The sequence below is a fragment of the Planotetraspora silvatica genome (assembly GCF_016863315.1).
In the GTDB taxonomy this organism is placed as follows: domain Bacteria; phylum Actinomycetota; class Actinomycetes; order Streptosporangiales; family Streptosporangiaceae; genus Planotetraspora; species Planotetraspora silvatica.
Genome location: NZ_BOOQ01000010.1, coordinates 43,423 through 60,974, shown reverse-complemented (window position 1 = coordinate 60,974; position 17,552 = coordinate 43,423). Strand labels below are relative to the sequence as shown.

Sequence of the window (17,552 nt, the reverse complement as noted above, 5' to 3'; positions counted from 1 at the left end):
CCTGGGGCGGACCATCCGCCCGCGACCGGAGCCACGTTGCTGGATTTCGCGTCGCCTTCTTCGCGGCGAATCGGCATCTGTGGATGAGCCGCTTCCTGAGCCGCACCTGTGGATTCCACAAAGCCCCAGATGAAGCGGCATCGACCAGCCGCTGGCCACATCGACTGTCCACAGCTGTGGAAGACGCTGTCCACAACGCCTGGACGGCTTTACGCGCGACGCGATGGACCGACGCGTATCAACGCGATGGACCGACGCGCTTCACACCGGGACCGCATCAATGGTCACGGCAGAAGGATCTGCGTCGCCAAACCCGCGACCACAGGCACGATCCCCAGGAACACGAACGCGGGAAGGAAGCAAAGACCCAGAGGAGCCACGGCCTGGACTCCGACCTTGCGAGCGGCGGCCGCGGAAGCGGCCCGAGAGGCGTGGCGCGCGTCATCGGCGAGCCGGGTGAGCGCGTCGGCGACGGGAGCCCCGTTCCGCGCGGCCCTGATCATCGTCCGGGCCAGCGTGCCCAGTGGCGGTTCGCTCCCGACGGCTGCCCAGACGTCCTCCGGGTTCGCTCCGAGCCGCACCTGGGCCGCCACCCAGGAGAGCCTCTCGCCGAGAGGGCCGCCAAGGGCGTCCGCCGTGGTCTCGATCGCCCCGCTCAACGGCTGACCGGCCCGGAGGCAGGCCGCCATGAGATCGGCCGCGAACGGAAGATCGGCGGTCATCCGCTCGCGGCGACGGCGCACCTCGGCCGGCTCCCGTCTGCCGACCATCACGAACACGCCGCCCGCGGCCAGCACGCCCGTCACCACCCCCGGGAGACCGCCCACGAGCAGGAAGGCGACGAACCCCACCGGCGCCGCGACCGCGAGCGACGGCACAGGGACATCACGGCCAGAGCCGTCCGTCGGGTCGGGCCCACTCGGCGCGCGGATTCTGCGGAGCCGCTCCACCGGGGACATCGGAGCCGGCCAGGCCAGCACCGCGAGCGCGGTGAGGACCATCGCGGTAATCACGATCATGTCGCCCGCCTTCCCAGCACCCGCGTACGCGGCTCCCGATCGACCTGCCCCAGATCGACCGATCTCCGCATGCTCGTCATCCGACCACCCGGGTCACGCCTGCCCGGCTCTCGTTCCCTCGAGGACCGTCCCTGCGCTCCGGCGACGAGACGACCGGTCCACCAGACACCCGTCGCGTCGAGCGCGAGGCCGATGGTCAGGCAGCCGAGCCCGGCCGGGCTGCCCAGCAGGAACGACACGGGACTCATTCCGAGACCCGCCGCCATGAGGAAGCCCAGCAGGGGAAGGCCGGCCAGCATGCGGGCCGTCGCCCGCGGACCCGCGAGCTGTGCGGCCACGTCCTGCCGATGAGACTCCTCGGCGCGGAGAGACGCCGCCAAACGCTCGACGAGCGTGAGGAGGTCGCCGCCCACGGTCACGCTCACCTGCCAGCAGGCGGCGAGCCGTACAAGACCTTCCCCACCTTGAAGGGGTGCGGCGCGAGCGAGAGCGACCGGAACGTCGCCGCCGTCGCGGGCCGCGGCGACCACCGGCAGCAGGGCGGCCGTGTCAGGCACGGTCATGGCGGAGACCGCCCTCGCCAGCGCTTCGCCCGCTTGCTTTCCCGCGGCCAGCTCGGCGGCCACGCCCTCGCACAGCTCGATGCACGCCGCGCGCCAGGCCGCCGCCTCGGCCAGCGGACGCCGGCGGTCCACCAGCGCCTTCCACACGGCGCGGCCGGGTCTCGGAGCACGCACACCGAGAACCGCGGCCAATCTCTCGGCCTGCACACTCGGGCCCGCGCCGACCCAGGCCGCGACCATGGCGGTCAGGACGGCTACGGCGACCATGAGATCTCCGGGCACCGCCGGCTCAGCGCGTCCAGTGCTGGGCCCGGACTGACACGTCCGCCGGCCGCGAACGTCAGCGCGGGCACGGCGACCACCAGCCCGGAGGCTTCGCGTTCGAGCAGGCAGACCTCCGCCACGCGGCGACGGCCGCCGCCGGGCTCCCGGACGAGATGGACCACGAGATCGAGGGCGGCCGCGATCTGACTGTGCACGGCCTCACGGGAAAGACCGGCCGCGCACGCGAGCGCCTCCAGCCGGGCGGGCACATCCGTCGCCTTGTTGGCGTGCAGAGTGCCACAACCACCCTCGTGACCCGTGTTGAGCGCGGCCAGCAGATCGACGACCTCACGGCCGCGCACTTCGCCCACTACCAGACGGTCGGGCCGCATGCGGAGGGCCTGCCGTACCAGGTCTTGAAGACCGACGCCTCCGGCGCCTTCGAGGTTGGGCGGCCGGGCCTCGAGCCGCACCACGTGAGGGTGGTGGGGGCGCAGCTCCGCGGAGTCCTCGACGAGGATCAGGCGCTCTCCCGGATCGGCGAGGGAGAGCAGGCTCGACAGAAGGGTCGTCTTCCCCGTGCCGGTTCCGCCCGTGACGAGGAACGCCTGGCGCGCGGCCACGATGGCCCGCAGGACCGCCGCCCCGGATCCCGTGACGAGCTCCTCGATCGTGAAGACGCGACGTGACGGCAGTCGGAGCGACAGGCAGGTGCCGTCGGGCGCGATGGGCGGCAGCACCGCGTGCAGGCGCACGCCGCCTGCCAGGCGCGCGTCCACGTAGGGGCACGCGTCGTCGAGCCGCCGCCCGGCGGTTGCCGCGAGACGCTGGGCCAGCCGGCGGACCTCTCCGTCGCCGGGGAAGGTGACCGACGTGCGCCGCAACCCGTTGCCGTCGTCGATCCACACCTCGCGCGGCCCGTTGACCAGGACGTCTGTCACGCCAGGCTCGGCCAACAGTCCTTCGAGAGGACCGGCGCCGATGAGCTCCGCCTTCAGGACACGGGCGATCGCGAGGACCTCGGCGTCTCCGAGCACCGCACGCTCGGCTCGCAGTGCGGCGGCCACCTGCGCCGCGGTGGGCGGTGCTCCGGCCCGCGACAGCCGTACCCTGACCGCTTCGGTCAGCTCCGCCGAGACGGCGTTCACCGAGGTCACGGCGCGAGCTCCGACAGCAGCTCGGAGCAGAACCGGCCGAGCGGGGTGCGGCCGAGCGGGGGCGGATCGCCCCGATCCAGCGTCTCGACGAGACCGCGCAGCTCGGGAACGAGCCCCGCGCAGGGAAGGTCCAGTGCTGTGGCGACGACATCCGGTTCGAGCGTCCCCGCGCGGATGACCGCCCGCAGGTCGCCGGTGTGGCGGCGGAGCAGCGCGAGCGTCTGGGCCGCCGCGAGAGTCCCCCGGACATCGGCCTGGACCACCACCAGCGTCGCCGTCGCCCTGGACAGGGCCTCCGCCTCCCCTTCCCCGACGGTTCGCGGGAGGTCGACGACCACCAGATCGCACCCGCGCCTGGCGGCGTCGAGCACGGCTCGCATCGCCTCCCGTGGAATGTCCGCCGGCTCGCCGCGATGCCAGGACAACACGGTGAGCTCGCCGAACGTCGGCAGCGCGTCCTGGAGCGCGGCGAAGCTGACCCGGCCCTCCCGGCCGACGATGTCCGGCCAGCGGGCCCCGGTGGCCTCCTCCTGACCGAGGACGACGTCGATGCCCCCGCCCAGAGGGTCGGCGTCGATGAGGAGCGTCCTGGCTCCGGCGCGGGAGGCCGTGAGGGCCAGCGAGGCCGACAGGACCGTCGCGCCGGCGCCTCCCCTCCCGCCCGCGACGCACACCACGGTGCCCGACCTGGTCACAGGGTCGGCCAGCTCTCCCAGCTCCTCGACCAGAAGCCGCTCCTCCTGAGGCAGTTCGAGCACGGCCTGCGCCCCCACGGCCACGCATCTGCGCCACATGTCCGGATCGTCGCGCACCCGGGTCACGAGCAGCACGTTCTGCCGGGGAGGCGGCGAGACAGCGGCGAGGGCGTCGGCGAGATCACCTCCGACGACCACGAGTGGGGCCCGGGTCCAGTACGGCCGGGCGTGGTCTGCCGCGTGGGCGACGTCCATCTCCACTCCGGCGGCTGCGGCGATGCGCAGCAGATCGTCGAGGAGATCCTGGTCGTCGGTGATGGCCAAGGGCCGGTGCATCGGTCTCTCCCTGTCGGTCGGGGAGACCACCGTGCGCCGCCACGCCTTCCCGCCCGGCGCCCGAACGCGGCTCTGTGGAAAAGGGCCGGCCTGTGGACGACGGGGTCGTCCCCACGGCCGCGGCGGCTCAGGCCGTACAGCGGAAAGTGGAAGAGAAAGCAGGCGACCCCCGCTGGGGGGGAGAGCGGGGGTCGCCAACCGGTCCGGCTCTGGGGGGGTAGAGCCGGCTCCGTATTAGAAGAAAGCTTTAAGTAGGAGGCCACCGCGTGACAAGGTGCACATGCTAGGCCTCCTTAGGAAGAGACACACCGTATGCTGCCCGATCGATATGAGGTTCGTCGAGCATCCTCTCTAAACTGAGTCAGTTTTTTTCACTGAGTCAGTCTCGACTGTGGACATCCACTTCCGGTTCCGGTAGGGCCACCGGTCACACCGAGTGAAACCAGCAACCCGTATCGGTCGAGTGAGCCCCAACTACGACGACTCCCCCTTACCGCCATAAGACCATACGAATGCCTGTTTCCGGAAGAGCGTGATCGTCGTAAAGGTCTTGGTCCCGGGGTTTCCAACCGCAGCAATCGGACGTAGAAAGGGCTTACGGGCCGCAAGGTCCGCGTACGGCCGCCGGGCACCCACGCGCGACCAGCCGCGGGAGGCGTGCCGAGACGGGCTTGACCCGGTCCGGCAAATTCGAGGTGCACGCTTGGTAACCCAGTGTGACGTACAGGCGACGGCGTTCCATCCCAGGGACGCCGTCCGCTTTGCCCCCAGCTGATTCTCCGTTTCTCCGGTGGAACCGGGCCCGGCGGCGACTCGTGCCGTTTCCCGGCTTTGCGCGGCTCCACGTTCTCCCCTTTCGCCATCCGTTTCAGCGCGACAGCGCTTCGCAGACGGCGGTGGTCTCGCGGGCTCCCAGGACGGTGGCCGCGGCGCAGTGCCGCACCCATGTCCCCACGCCCTCGGCGGTGCCCGTGAGATAGGCCCGCAGGCTCTCGCCGTACGCGTCACCGAGATCGGCGTGACCCACCTCGACGGCGACGAGCGACTTGGGATCGAGCCCGTGCTCCACGAGCGTGAGCCGCGCGGCCGCCCGGGCGACCACTCCGTCCACCACCCCGAACGGCCGGAGCACGGCGAGCTCGGCGTGCACGATCGCCGACAGGACGAGGGCCGGCGCCTGCGAGGTCGCCGAGACCAGCTCCGCCAGGGCGGCCATCCGCGCCGCGGCCTCCTCAGGACCCGGCGCCGTGCCGAGCCCGAGCGGGTCCGCGGAGGTCGGCCCGGTCCTCGGCCGGCCGGGATCAGAGGTCAGGCCCGTCGCCGCCAGGGTGTGCAGGCGGGCGAGCACCTGGGGAGGGGCCGATCGCCAGGTCTTGCCGAGCCGCCCGAGCTCGGCCGACGCCCGCAACGCGCCCTGCACGACCGGGTCGGTCACCTCGCCCAGCCGCAGCGGCTCCAGGCCGACCTCGACGCCTTCCAGCGACGCCGAGGCACGCGCGCCGCGGAGGGCGGACTCCGCCGACACCTCGGGGCTCCGACGGCGGAGCAGCCGGTGTCCGTAGAGGCGGTCGACCGCCTCCCGCGCCTCCTGGACGGCCTGGGGCACACCAGGCAACTCGGCGACGGCGGCCAGTGGGTCGTTCACAGGGACCGACCTTACCGGCCAGTAGGGGTCGTTCGGCGAGCCGGTCGAGCCGCTGAGCGCAGGAAATGCTCACTTGTCCCTCTAAAAGACTGATTTCCCAGCCACAGCGCTATTAACGAAGACAAGAGGTGGTCACACCGGCTCGTCGTAGGCTGCCTGTGGACCGATCTGGATTACTTGTACTTTGCGCCCCTGGCCTGGTGAAGTGGGACACACACATCCATGGCTTGGCCGAGGCGGCCGAACGAAAGTGATTCCACAACGCTGTGAAGGAGTACGGAGTGGCCCCCGAGACCCCCGGTCACGAGACCCAGGAGACGCTGTCGAACCTGCTGAGTGAGACGCGGCGGTTCGCACCACCGGCCGACCTGGCAGCGGCCGCGAACATCACGGCGAGCGCCTACGAGGAGGCGGCCGAGGACCGGCTCGCCTTCTGGGAGCGCGCAGCCGAACGGCTGACCTGGGCCAAGCCCTGGGAGACCACCCTGGAGTGGAATCCCCCCTTCGCCAAGTGGTTCATCGGCGGCAAGCTGAACGTCGCCTACAACTGCGTCGACCGCCACGTCGAGGCCGGCAGGGGCGACAAGGTCGCCTACTACTGGGAGGGCGAGCCGGAGGGCGACAGCCGGACGATCACGTACGCGGACCTCCAGGTGGAGGTCTCCAAGGCGGCCAACGCCCTCGAGGAACTGGGCGTCCGCAAGGGCGACCGGGTCGCCATCTACATGCCGATGATCCCCGAGTTGCCGATCTCGCTGCTCGCCTGCGCGCGCATCGGCGCCATCCACTCGGTGGTGTTCGGCGGCTTCTCCTCGGCGGCCCTGAAGAGCCGCATCGACGACGCGGACGCCAAGATCGTCATCACGGCCGACGGCGGCTATCGGCGCGGGGCGCCGAGCGCGCTCAAGCCGACGGTCGACGAGGCGGTGGAGCAGTGCCCGGGCATCGAGCACGTGCTCGTCGTCCGCCGGACCGGCCAGGACGTCGCGACCACCGACAAGGACGTGTGGTGGCACGACATCGTCGACCGCCAGCCGTCCGAGCACGAGCCCGTGCCGCACGACGCCGAGGACCCGCTTTACATCCTCTACACGAGCGGCACCACCGGGAAGCCCAAGGGGATCCTCCACACCACCGGCGGCTACCTCACCCAAGCGGCCTGGACGCACCACGCGGTCTTCGACCTCAAGCCGGAGAGCGACATCTACTGGTGCACGGCCGACATCGGCTGGGTGACCGGGCACTCCTACATCGTGTACGGCCCGCTGGCCAACGGCGCGACCAGCGTGATCTACGAAGGCACGCCCGACACTCCCCACCGCGGCCGGTTCTGGGAGATCGTGCAGAAGTACGGCGTGACAATCCTCTACACCGCCCCCACGGCGATCCGGACGTTCATGAAGTGGGGCGACGACATCCCCGCCAAGTACGACATGTCCTCGCTGCGTGTGCTCGGGTCGGTCGGCGAGCCGATCAACCCCGAGGCGTACGTCTGGTACCGCGAGCACATCGGCGGCGAGCGCTGCCCGGTGGTCGACACCTGGTGGCAGACCGAGACGGGCGCCATGATGATCAGCCCGCTGCCCGGCGTCACCGCGGCCAAGCCGGGCGCGGCCATGCGACCGCTTCCCGGCATCGTGGCCGACGTGGTCGACGACCAAGGCGTGTCCGTGCCCGACGGCGGCGGCGGCTTCCTCGTCGTCCGCGAGCCCTGGCCGTCGATGCTGCGCACGATCTGGGGCGACGACAAGCGGTACATCGACACCTACTGGTCACGCTTCGACGGGATGTACTTCGCCGGCGACGGCGCCAAGCGCGACTCGGACGGCGACCTGTGGCTGCTCGGCCGCGTCGACGACGTCATGCTGGTCTCCGGCCACAACATCTCGACCACCGAGGTCGAGAGCGCGCTGGTCAGCCACCCGAAGGTCGCCGAGGCCGCCGTGGTGGGGGCGACCGACCCCGTCACCGGCCAGGCCATCGTGTCGTTCGTGATCCTGCGCGGCAACGCGGAGGAGGGCGCGGACATCGCCACCGAGTTGCGCGCCCACGTGGCCAAGGAACTCGGCCCGATCGCCAAGCCGCGTCAGATCATGATCGTGCCCGAGCTGCCCAAGACCCGTTCCGGCAAGATCATGCGTCGCCTGCTCCGCGACGTGGCCGAGAACCGCTCGCTCGGTGACGTCACCACGCTCACCGACAGCTCGGTGATGAACCTCATCTCCGAGAAGTTGCCGAGCGCCAAGAGCGAGGACTGAGCCGGTCGGCTCACCTGGGGCGCGGGTGCTGGGCACCCGCGCCTCTTCGCGTGCTTCGGTAACCTTGTCCCCAGGTGTGCCGGGAAGTCTGGTCGGCGAACTGACAGACGCCGATCCGTGGGAGAGACAATGGACCGACCCACCGAGGGACGGCCGCCCAGATCCGCCGCCGGGTACGCCCAGCGGATGGCCGAGGCGCTGCGGGCGGAGACCATCGGCGGCGTCGTGGTCCTGGCCGCCACCGCCATGGCGCTGGTCTGGGCGAACTCCCCGTGGGGCCCTTCGTACGACGCCCTCAGGAATGCCGTCGTCGGCCCGATGGACCTGACGCTCTACGAGTGGTCCGCGGAGGGCCTGCTCGCGATCTTCTTCTTCGTCGCCGGCATCGAGGTCAAAGAAGAGCTCGTCCATGGGGAGCTGACGAGCCTCAAACGCGCCGCCCTGCCGGTGATCGCCGCTTTCGCGGGCATGGCCGTACCGGCGCTGTTCTATCTGGCGGTGAGCTGGGGCGCTCCAGGCGCCGCCCGAGGGTGGGCGATCCCGACGGCCACCGACATCGCGTTCGCCCTGGCCGTGCTCGCCGTGACGGCTTCGGCGATGCCCGCCGCGCTGCGCGCCTTCCTCCTCACGCTGGCCGTGGTGGACGATCTCGGGGCGATCACCGTGATCGCCCTGTTCTACAGCGACAGGGTGCGCCTTCTGCCGCTGCTGGGGGCCGCGGCCGTCCTCGCCCTGTACTGGTTCCTCCAGCGGCGGCGGTTCCGCCACGTGGTCGTCTATGTGGTGCTCGGCGTGGCCGCCTGGGCGCTCATGCACGAGAGCGGTGTGCACGCGACGGTCGCCGGGGTGTTGTGCGGGCTGCTGACCAGGACCGACAGCGAAACGGACGGCCGGCCCTCTCCCGCCGCACGTGCCGCCCACTTCACACGTCCCCTCTCGGCCGGTCTCGCGGTGCCCGTGTTCGCGTTCCTCGCCGCGGGCGTGAAGCTGGACCCGGCGTCACTCGGCTCGGTCTTCACTGACAGGATCGCCCTCGGCGTCGTCGTCGGGCTGGTCGTCGGCAAGTTCGCCGGGGTGCTCGGCGGGGCCTGGCTGTCGGTGCGTCTCGGGTTCGCGAGGATCAGCGACGACCTGCGCTGGCACGATCTCACGGCGGTGTCCGTCCTCGCCGGGATCGGTTTCACGGTCTCGCTGTTGATCGGCGACCGGGCGTATCCGGGCTCCGATCGCGTGAGCACGGCGGTGCTGATCGCCAGCCTGATCGCCGCAGCGCTCGCCGCCGCCCTTCTTCACGTGCGCGTACAGGCGCGAACACGACATGATGTTCTGTAGACGCAGATAGGAGATCGCTGATGCCCGAGGACGAATCGCTCGGCGCGCTGGTCGCTCAGGCCAGCCATCAAATCTCGACCCTCGTCCGTTCGGAGATCGAGCTGGCCAAGGCCGAGCTCAAGTTCGACGCGAAGCGGGTCGGCATGGCCGCCGGGCTGTTCGGGGCCGCCGCCTTCATCGCGCATCTGTGCCTGATCCTGGCCTCGTTCACCATCGCGTACGGCCTGGTCGCGCTCGGGATGTGGACGTGGGCCGCGTTTCTCATCGTCACGGTCTTCTACCTCGTGGTCGCCATCGGGCTGAGCTTCATCGGGTACCGCCGTCTCAAGGGCCTGTCGGGGATGAAGCGCACCGCCCGGTCGCTGAAGGGCCTCGCGAGCACCCCAGAGGACGACTCGGCGCCCGCGACCGCCCCCGCGACGTCCAAGCCCTCTCCTCCTCCCCCGTACACCGGCCCCACCGCCGGACAGGTCGGCGCACACCGGGAGTCCATCAGCGATGGCACTTGACGAGTCCGTGGTCCGGGTCGATGGCCCGTGGACCCACCGCGACGTCCACGCCGGGGGCACCCGGTTCCACGTCGTGGAGGCGGGTGAGGGGCCGCTGGTGCTACTCCTCCACGGCTTCCCCCAGTTCTGGTGGACCTGGCGGCATCAACTCGCGTCCCTGCCCGCCGCCGGTTATCGCGCCGTCGCGGTCGATCTCCGGGGGTACGGCGCGAGCGACAAGCCTCCTCGCGGTTACGACCTGCCCACGCTCGCCGTGGACGCCGCCGGCCTGATCCGCGCGCTCGGCGAGACGGGGGCCGTGGTGGTGGGCCACGACTGGGGCGGGCTGCTCGCCTGGACGATGAGCGTGCTCGACCCGAAGGCGGTGCGCCGCCTGGTCCCCGTGGCCGCTCCGCACCCCCTGCGGATGCGTGCGGCCTTGCTGACCGACTTCTTCGGGCAGATACGGGCCAGCGGGCACGCCTTGGGGTTCCAGGTCCCGATCGTGCCCGAGCGGCGGCTGACGGCCGACGGGGGCGCGCTCGTGGGGCGGCTGATCGACGCCTGGGCGGGCCCGGAGTGGCCGCCGGGCGACGTGAGACGCACGTACCAGGACGCGTTCCGCATTCCGGGAGTCGCCCACTCGGCTCTGGAGTACCACCGCTGGTTCGGGCGTTCAACGCTCCGGCCCGACGGGCTGCGCTACGCCAGGCAGATGCGGACGGAGATCGAGGCGCCCACCCTGCAACTGCACGGCGCCCTCGACACGTGCGTGCTCCCCCGGACCGCCCAGGGCTCCAGCAGGTACGTCGCCGCGCCGTACCGGTGGAGACAGATCGAGGGGGCCGGGCACTTCCCCCACGAGGAACGGCCGGACCAGTTCGACGCCGAATTGATCTCCTGGCTCACCGACCCCGAACCCGACCGATGACCCCCAAGCCCCACTCCCCCTTGGGCGTGATCATGCACAAGTTCGTGGAAAGGCCACCTGACCTGGCCGCTCTCCGATCGTGATCATGCACAGGTTCGGCAAGTGCCGTCCCGACCTGCGAAAACCCCCTCCGTGATCATGCAAGAGTTCTCGATCAATAACCATGAGCAGGCTGAACACTGTTCGTGATCATGCGATGCGGAGAAGACATGCGCGACCGTGATGAAGCAGGCAGACCACGCAGCTCCCGACCCCGGGACGACTACGGCAGGCCCCTGCCGTACGGCACGGAAGGTGTGCCGCGCGTTCCGGACGACTACACCCCGGATGCACAGCAAGCGCTCCGCGAGGCGCGCCGGTTCCTCGAGACCGGCCGCCCGTTCCACGCACATGAAGTGCTGGAGGCGCGATGGAAGACCGGCCCCGCCGACGAGCGAGAGCTCTGGCAGGGACTCGCCCAGATATGTGTTGGCTTGACCCATATTCAGCGCGGCAACCCGTCCGGAGCCGTCTCCCTCCTGGCCCGTGGAGCCGCCCGTCTCGGCTCGTACGGCTCTCGCAGGCCGTTCGACCTGGACCTCCGGGCGATGACGTTGGCCGCCGATCAGATCATCGTTGAGATCGACTCGGGCACCTCCGACGCGGACATCGCGATTTCCCGCATCGTGGGGCATCTGGGCTGAGGTTGGGCCCAAGGGCCCGACGGCGTGCATGATCACGCGTTGGATCCGGCCAGGCCTGGCCCAGGTTGGCCGAATCCGTGCATGATCACGAATGGCGTCTTCGCAGGTGATGCGATGTTTTCCCGAACCCGCGCATGATCACGGAGGGGGTTTTCGCAGGTCGGGACGGCACTTTCCGAACCTGTGCATGATCACGCCCAAAGGGTGGCCAGGTCAGGCCGCCTTTCCACGAACCTGCGCATGATCACGCCTGACGGCATCACGCCCAACGCACGCCTGACGGCATCACGCCTGACCCGCGCCTGAGGGCGATCACGCCTGGGGGGTCAGTCGCATTCCTGGGTGCCTACGCGGGCTACCGCGGCGCTGCCGTCCTCGGCGTCGGGAAGGACCTCCTCGGCCGTGAGCGCGTAGCCCGTCTCCGGCTGGTCGGTGGCCGCCGCGAAGATCACGCCGAACACCTTGCCGTCCGGGCTGAGCAGCGGGCCTCCCGAGTTGCCCGGCTGGACCTTGCCCCGGATCGCGTACACCTCCCGGTCGACCTTCCGGTGGTTGTAGATGTCGTACGACTCCGCCCGCTGCTTGACCCTGATCCTCGCGGCCAGGGGGGTGAACCCGTGCCCCTTGGGGTAGCCGGCGATGACCGCGTTGTCGCGGCTCTCGGCCGAGTAGTCGAAGCGGAGGGGCTGCACCTGAAGGTCGGGCACGTCGAGGATGGCGATGTCCCTGTCGGGGTTGTAGAGCACCACACGGGCGTCGTGTCCCGCCCCCGTGGAGTCGGTGACCCGGAGATCCCGCGTCACCCCTGCGACCACGTGGGCGTTGGTCATGATCTTGTGAGCCGCGTAGACGAATCCGGTGCCCTCGATGCGCTTGCGGCAGGAAGGTGCGGTGCCCTGCACCTTCACGATGGACTTGCGAGCCCGGGTGAGGTTGGGGCTGCCGGTCAGCACCCCTTCGTCGGGAGGCGCGACGTTCTGGCCGCCGATGGAGGTGATCACCTGGGGCCACTCGGAGGAGTCGACGAAGTCCCTGAACGGCTTCTGCAGCGCCCGGACCCCACTCGGAATGGCATCGTCGACCGTCTGCCAAACCACCGATCCGTTGACCTGGTCCTTGATCACGGCGAGGCTCATCGAGACCATCAGCGACCCGAGCAGCCACGCGATGAGCAGGACGGACAGGCCGCTGGCCACCGAGCCGCCGAAGGCGTCCACCGTCTTCGCGGGCTCCCAGGCCACGTGGCTGCGCACCACCGCCCCGACCGTGGACGACGCGAACTGCCCCACCGTCGCCGCCAAGAACACGATCACGATGGCCAGCAGCGCCCTCTCGATGTCGCCGCTCAGGATGGCGCCCGCGATAGGCGGCGCGACGAACATCCCAAGGAGGGCGCCGCCGACGAATCCGATGAAGCTGAAGGCCCCGATGATGAAGCCCTGCCGATAACCGGATACGGCAAAGGCCACCACGAGGCCGATCAGTATGAGATCCAGGAGATCACCGCGCACAGTTTCAACGGTATCCAGCCGCGACCCTCATCGTGCAGGCGTCCCACAGGTCTGCTCGATATCGTGACGTCATGGAGGCAGGGGACGGACGATCCGCCGGCGGCGAAACCCGGCGTGAGCAGGCCCGGCAGGGATCTGCGGGGCCGACCGGCGATCACGGATCCGGTGTCGACGAGCTCATCCGGATGGCGCTCGACGACAAGGACCCGGACGGGGCCGCCCGATGGCAGGCCATCACCGCGCTGCAGGCACGAGGGGATCTGGAGACGTTCACCGTGGCCAGGCGGCTGTGTGCGAGCGCGTCCGCCGGCGAGCGCGTGCTCGGCGTGGACATCCTCGGGGAACTCGGCCGTGACCGCCCGTTCGCCGACAGGACCCTGCCCGTCCTGCGCTATCTCGCCGTGAGCGAGAGCGATTCCCATGTGCTCTATTCGGTGCTGATCGCGTTCGGGCACCTGCGCGACGTGCGCGCCCTGCCGTCCGTGATCGAACTCTCGGGGAGCGACGATCCCGTGGTCCGGTACGGCGCGGCCTACGCGTTGCCCAACGTCATCGGTGATCCCCCCGACCCGACCGGGCTCTCCGCGCTGCGGCGCCTGACGTCGGACACGGACGAGGACGTCGCCGACTGGGCGATGCTCGGCCTGACGCTAACCTCGGGAGGCCAGGTCAAGGACTTCGGGAGGCAGATCCTCGATCCGTGACCTGTCCCACGGCTGCTCGAATCCCGCCGCGGACAAGACGCCGTCGAGAACTCCCGCGGTGAATCCCCACACCAGCAGACCGCGCACGCGGAATGCGGGGTGCGACACGGCTCCGGCGGGATAGCGGAGCTGGAGCCGGTTGGCCGGATCGACGAGTTCGGCGACGGGGATCCGCTCCACCGCCTCCACCTCGTCCGGCGAGGCGGCGTGCACGGCACAGGGCGTGTGCCACCAGGCCAGCACCGGCGTCACCCGGTTGTCGCTCCGCGACACGTACAACTCGGACATGGTGCCGACCACCTCGACGCCTCGCGGGTCGAGACCGGTCTCCTCCTCGGCCTCACGCAGAGCGGCGCCGATCGGGCCGTCGTCTTCGGGGTCGAGACCGCCACCGGGGAACGCGGGCTGCCCGGCGTGCACACGGCCCTTGGAGCTGCGCTGGATGAGCAGGACGTCCGGCCCCTCCGGCCCCTCGCCGAAGAGCAGCAGCACCGCCGCGCGCCGGCCGTCTCCGTTGGCGGGCGGCCGCAACGCGGCAGGCACCCGGGTCCGTACGGCTCCCGCCGCCAAGTCGGTCAACCAGCCGGGAACCACGTGTACCTCCGATGAGCGCTGGCTCGGCCCCTCGGGGGCCTGAGCCGACCAGCCTGCCGTACAACCATCCCGGGGCGCTCAGGCTTCCCGCTGAGGGGAAATCGTGCGCGGCGCCGTAGTCGACCGCCCCGAGTCACGAGAACGGACCGGACTTGACCAGCTTCCCGGCCTCCTCGGGATCGGTGGGGCCGGTGCCGTACGACGGGCAGAGGGCGGCGAGCGGGCAGGCGCCGCAGGCGGGCTTGCGCGCCTGGCAGATCCGGCGGCCGTGCCAGATCAGCCGATGGGACAACATCGTCCACTGGGACTTGGGGATGAGGTCCCCGACCTCGTGCTCGATCTTCACGGGATCGGTCTCCGTGGTCCAGCCGAAGCGGCGGGACAGCCGCTGGAAGTGGGTGTCCACGGTGATCCCCGGAACGTTGAAGGCGTTGCCGAGGACCACGTTCGCGGTCTTGCGGCCGACCCCCGGCAGCTTGACCAGCTCGGCGAGGGTGGAGGGAACCTCTCCTTCGTGCCGTTCACAGAGGGCCTGGGCCATGCCGATGATGCTGTTCGTCTTCGCCCGGAAGAACCCGGTTGATTTGATGATCCCCTCGAGCTCCGCCCGGTCGGCGGCGGCGAACTCGGCAGCTGTCCGATACTTCGCAAAAAGTACCGGAGTAACCATATTTACCCTTTTGTCCGTACACTGCGCCGAGAGGATCGTGGCGACCAGCAGTTCAAGGGGGTTGCCGAAGTCGAGCTCGCAATGAGCGTCAGGATAGGTTTCGGCCAGGATTCGATTGATCCGCCGGGCACGACGCACCAGAGCGAGCCGGGACTCGACAACCGATGGGACTTTGCGGGACACCCCGTAAGCCTATGCGGAAGGCGTGGGTCACAATGGCTAGCACGGAGCCGACGACCGAGCGCGAACCACAGTAAAGGAGGCACCGTGAGCACCGAAGAAGTACTGAGCAAGGCTCCCCTGTTCTCCGCGCTCGACCGTGAGAGCGCCGCGGCGCTGCGGACCAGCGTCACCGAGGTCGAGCTGCCCAAGGGCCGCACCCTCTTCAGCGAGAACGAGACGGGCGACCGGCTCTACGTGGTGCTCGAGGGCAAGATCAAGTTAGCGCGAACAGCCCCCGACGGCCGCGAGAACCTGTTGAGCGTCCTCGGCCCGGGTGAGATGTTCGGCGAACTCTCCCTCTTCGACCCTCGCCCTCGTACGGCGTCCGCGATCGCGTTGACCGACGTCCGGCTCGCCGGGCTGGGGCACGACGATCTGCGCCCATGGCTGACCGGCCGTCCCGAGGTGGCCCTCCATCTGTTGCGCGCTCTCGCGCAGCGGCTCCGCCGTACCAACGACGTGCTGGCCGACCTGGTCTTCACCGACGTTCCCGGCCGTGTCGCCAAGCAACTGCTCGATCTGGCCGACCGTTTCGGGAAGAAGACCGACGACGGCATCCGGGTGCACCACGACCTCACCCAGGAGGAACTGGCCCAGCTTGTGGGCGCCTCACGGGAGACGGTCAACAAGGCTCTGGCCGACTTCGCCCAGCGAGGCTGGCTGCGCATCGAGGCCAAGGCCGTCGTGATCATGGACAGGGAGCGGCTCTTCAACCGCTCGCGCTAGAGCGTCTTGAGGTAGTTGAGCTGGGCCGCGACCGACATCTCCGCGGCAGGCCACAGTGACGTGTCCACATCGGCGTACACGATCTCGACGATCTCGCGGGCGTCCTTGGCTCCCTGCCTGATGGCCTCGCGGATCTGCTCCAACCGCTGACGCCGGTGGGCGATGTAGGCGTCGAGCACGCCGATCGGCTCGGGCAGCACCGGCCCGTGACCGGGAAGCAGCGCCTCGGCCTCCAGCATCTCGGCGCCGCGCCTGAGCCTGTCGAGGCTGCGAAGGTAGTCGCCCAGATCCCCGTCGTGGGCGATCACCGTGGTCCCCCGGCCGAGGATCGTGTCGCCGGTGAGCATCGCCCGGTCCTCCGGCAACCAGAAGCACAGCGAGTCGAACGAGTGCCCCGGCGTGCCGACGACCCTGACCTCCGTGCCGCCGGCCGTGACCACGTCCCCGTCGCCGAGTCCTTCTTCACCCAGTCGATGCCGGGGATCGAGCGCGCGGACCGGCGCGCCCACCATCTCGGCGAACCGCCCGGCGCCGCCGCTGTGATCCTCATGCCCATGGGTGAGCAGGATCGCCGTCACCCTGCGCTCCCCCAGGTGACCGGCTATGCGCTTGAGGTGCGTCTCGTCGTCCGGGCCCGGGTCGACGACCAGCACGTCGTCCGACCGTCCGACGACCCACGTGTTCGTGCCGTCGAGGGTCATCGGCGAAGGGTTGGGGGCGAGCAGGCTGGTCGCGCCGGCCGTACCCGATCCGTCCGGGCCGTCGACCGGGATCCGCAGTCCGCTCATGCCGAGTCCCGCGTCACGTCGGGGAGGCGGTAGTCGATGTCGGGGACGTCCAGCACGACCTGACCGTCGTGCTCTCTGGCGGACGGCATGAAGGTCGTTATCGTCTGGTCGTTCGCGAACACGCGGTCGATCCTCTCGAACGCCGCTATCTCGGTCAATGTATGAAATGTCGGTGGCATGAGCATGATCTCGCCTGCGCGGGCCCGGGCGAGCGCGGTGTCCGCGGTCATCCACGCCACGACGTCCGCCTCGCCGCCGACGTCGCGCGTCCGCTGGCCGGCGGGGAGGGCGGCCACGAAGAATCGCGTGTCGAATCGCCGGGTCTCAATCTCGGGCGTGATCCAGTGCGCCCAGGCCTTCAGCAGATCGGACCTCAGCACGAGCCCGCGGCGGTCGAGGAACTCGGCGAACGAGAGCGTGCGGTCGATCAGCGCCAGGCGGTCGGCCTCCCAGTCGTCGCCCGTGGTGTCCGCCACGACGGTCTCCGGGCCGGGCCCGGCGAGCAGGACTCCGGACTCCTCGAAGGTCTCCCGTACGGCGGCGCAGACCAGGCCCCGGGCGGTCCGCTCGTCGGCCCGGAACGCCTCACCCCATTCGGCGGGCGAGGGACCTGCCCAGCCGACGGCGTGATCGGTGTCGCGGGGGTCGACCGATCCTCCGGGGAAGACATAGGCGCCCGCGGCGAAGGCCATCGTCGCCTTGCGCTTCAGCAGGTAGACCTCGAGGGGATCGTCCCGGAGCAGCACGACGGTGGCGGCGTCACGGGCGGGGACGGGGATGATCTGACCGGCCAGGATGCCTCGCGCGCGTTCCCCGAACTCTCCCGGCAGCGGAATGCCCATGTGCGTCCTCCTAGCAGAACATCACTCGGTTTCCGGAACCTCATGCTATTCACCCCGCCGCCCCATTCACACACCCCTCGCACACCTGTCGCGCGTGATCATGCACAGGTTCGTGATCAAGGCG

The 17,552-nt window shown here is 70.0% G+C and carries 17 protein-coding genes; 7 read left to right on the top strand and 10 right to left on the bottom strand.

Translation table 11 applies throughout. The features are described 5' to 3' along the window. Positions 1-284: 284 nt before the first annotated feature. From Psi02_RS09540 to Psi02_RS09520, 5 genes are all read right to left on the bottom strand, one after another. Complete coding sequence (locus Psi02_RS09540) at positions 285-1,019, bottom strand: type II secretion system F family protein (RefSeq protein ID WP_239094753.1); 735 nt, start codon at positions 1,017-1,019, stop codon at positions 285-287. Next, entirely contained in the window at positions 1,016-1,849 is an 834-nt protein-coding gene (locus tag Psi02_RS09535) for a type II secretion system F family protein (RefSeq protein WP_203973095.1), read from the bottom strand. The genes Psi02_RS09540 and Psi02_RS09535 overlap by 4 nt, the downstream gene beginning before the upstream one ends. After that, entirely contained in the window at positions 1,837-3,003 is a 1,167-nt protein-coding gene (locus tag Psi02_RS09530) for a TadA family conjugal transfer-associated ATPase (protein WP_203973094.1), read from the bottom strand. The genes Psi02_RS09535 and Psi02_RS09530 overlap by 13 nt, the downstream gene beginning before the upstream one ends. Then, the gene (gene ssd, locus Psi02_RS09525) at positions 3,000-4,034 is read right to left on the bottom strand and encodes a septum site-determining protein Ssd (RefSeq protein ID WP_203973093.1); all 1,035 of its coding nucleotides are present in this window, start codon (positions 4,032-4,034) and stop codon (positions 3,000-3,002) included. Before ssd ends, Psi02_RS09530 begins: the two co-directional genes overlap by 4 nt. An 868-nt stretch (positions 4,035-4,902) precedes the next feature. Continuing rightward, complete coding sequence (locus Psi02_RS09520; RefSeq protein ID WP_203973092.1) at positions 4,903-5,679, bottom strand: Fic family protein; 777 nt, start codon at positions 5,677-5,679, stop codon at positions 4,903-4,905. Between the two features lie 281 nt (positions 5,680-5,960). On the opposite strand from Psi02_RS09520, the gene acs reads away from it, so the two are divergent. The 5 genes from acs (at position 5,961) to Psi02_RS09495 (ending at position 11,371) form a co-directional block, all read left to right on the top strand. Continuing rightward, on the top strand, positions 5,961-7,937 hold the full coding sequence (acs, locus tag Psi02_RS09515) for an acetate--CoA ligase (RefSeq protein WP_203973091.1): 1,977 nt from the start codon (positions 5,961-5,963) through the stop codon (positions 7,935-7,937). A gap of 129 nt (positions 7,938-8,066) precedes the next feature. Then, on the top strand, positions 8,067-9,269 hold the full coding sequence (gene nhaA / locus Psi02_RS09510) for a Na+/H+ antiporter NhaA (protein ID WP_203973090.1): 1,203 nt from the start codon (positions 8,067-8,069) through the stop codon (positions 9,267-9,269). A gap of 20 nt (positions 9,270-9,289) precedes the next feature. Beyond that, positions 9,290-9,778: a phage holin family protein gene (locus tag Psi02_RS09505; protein ID WP_203973089.1), complete on the top strand. Its 489-nt coding sequence runs from the start codon at positions 9,290-9,292 to the stop codon at positions 9,776-9,778. After that, the gene (locus Psi02_RS09500) at positions 9,768-10,688 is read left to right on the top strand and encodes an alpha/beta fold hydrolase (RefSeq protein ID WP_203973088.1); all 921 of its coding nucleotides are present in this window, start codon (positions 9,768-9,770) and stop codon (positions 10,686-10,688) included. Before Psi02_RS09505 ends, Psi02_RS09500 begins: the two co-directional genes overlap by 11 nt. Positions 10,689-10,897: 209 nt before the next feature. Continuing rightward, the gene (locus tag Psi02_RS09495; protein ID WP_203973087.1) at positions 10,898-11,371 is read left to right on the top strand and encodes a DUF309 domain-containing protein; all 474 of its coding nucleotides are present in this window, start codon (positions 10,898-10,900) and stop codon (positions 11,369-11,371) included. A gap of 326 nt (positions 11,372-11,697) precedes the next feature. On the opposite strand, the gene Psi02_RS09490 is transcribed toward Psi02_RS09495, so the two are convergent. Further along, complete coding sequence (locus Psi02_RS09490) at positions 11,698-12,882, bottom strand: MarP family serine protease (protein ID WP_203973086.1); 1,185 nt, start codon at positions 12,880-12,882, stop codon at positions 11,698-11,700. 71 nt (positions 12,883-12,953) lie between these two features. On the opposite strand from Psi02_RS09490, the gene Psi02_RS09485 reads away from it, so the two are divergent. After that, positions 12,954-13,586 carry a HEAT repeat domain-containing protein gene (locus Psi02_RS09485; protein WP_203973085.1) on the top strand — a complete coding sequence of 211 codons (633 nt, stop codon included), beginning with the start codon at positions 12,954-12,956 and terminating at the stop codon, positions 13,584-13,586. Here the strand turns inward: Psi02_RS09485 and Psi02_RS09480 are convergent. Next, positions 13,533-14,180 carry an NUDIX hydrolase gene (locus tag Psi02_RS09480; protein ID WP_203973084.1) on the bottom strand — a complete coding sequence of 216 codons (648 nt, stop codon included), beginning with the start codon at positions 14,178-14,180 and terminating at the stop codon, positions 13,533-13,535. The two genes, Psi02_RS09485 and Psi02_RS09480, sit on opposite strands and share 54 nt — an antisense overlap. 133 nt (positions 14,181-14,313) lie before the next feature. After that, a complete protein-coding gene (gene nth / locus Psi02_RS09475) occupies positions 14,314-15,033 on the bottom strand; it encodes an endonuclease III (protein WP_203954725.1) in 720 nt (239 codons plus the stop codon). An 84-nt stretch (positions 15,034-15,117) separates the two neighbouring features. Between nth and Psi02_RS09470 the strand changes: the two genes are divergently transcribed. Further along, on the top strand, positions 15,118-15,798 hold the full coding sequence (locus Psi02_RS09470) for a Crp/Fnr family transcriptional regulator (protein ID WP_203954726.1): 681 nt from the start codon (positions 15,118-15,120) through the stop codon (positions 15,796-15,798). On the opposite strand, the gene Psi02_RS09465 is transcribed toward Psi02_RS09470, so the two are convergent. Beyond that, entirely contained in the window at positions 15,795-16,586 is a 792-nt protein-coding gene (locus tag Psi02_RS09465; RefSeq protein WP_203973083.1) for an MBL fold metallo-hydrolase, read from the bottom strand. The two genes, Psi02_RS09470 and Psi02_RS09465, sit on opposite strands and share 4 nt — an antisense overlap. Further along, positions 16,583-17,428, bottom strand: a complete 846-nt coding sequence (locus tag Psi02_RS09460; protein ID WP_203973082.1) for an NUDIX hydrolase — start codon at positions 17,426-17,428, stop codon at positions 16,583-16,585. Before Psi02_RS09460 ends, Psi02_RS09465 begins: the two co-directional genes overlap by 4 nt. Positions 17,429-17,552: the final 124 nt, after the last annotated feature.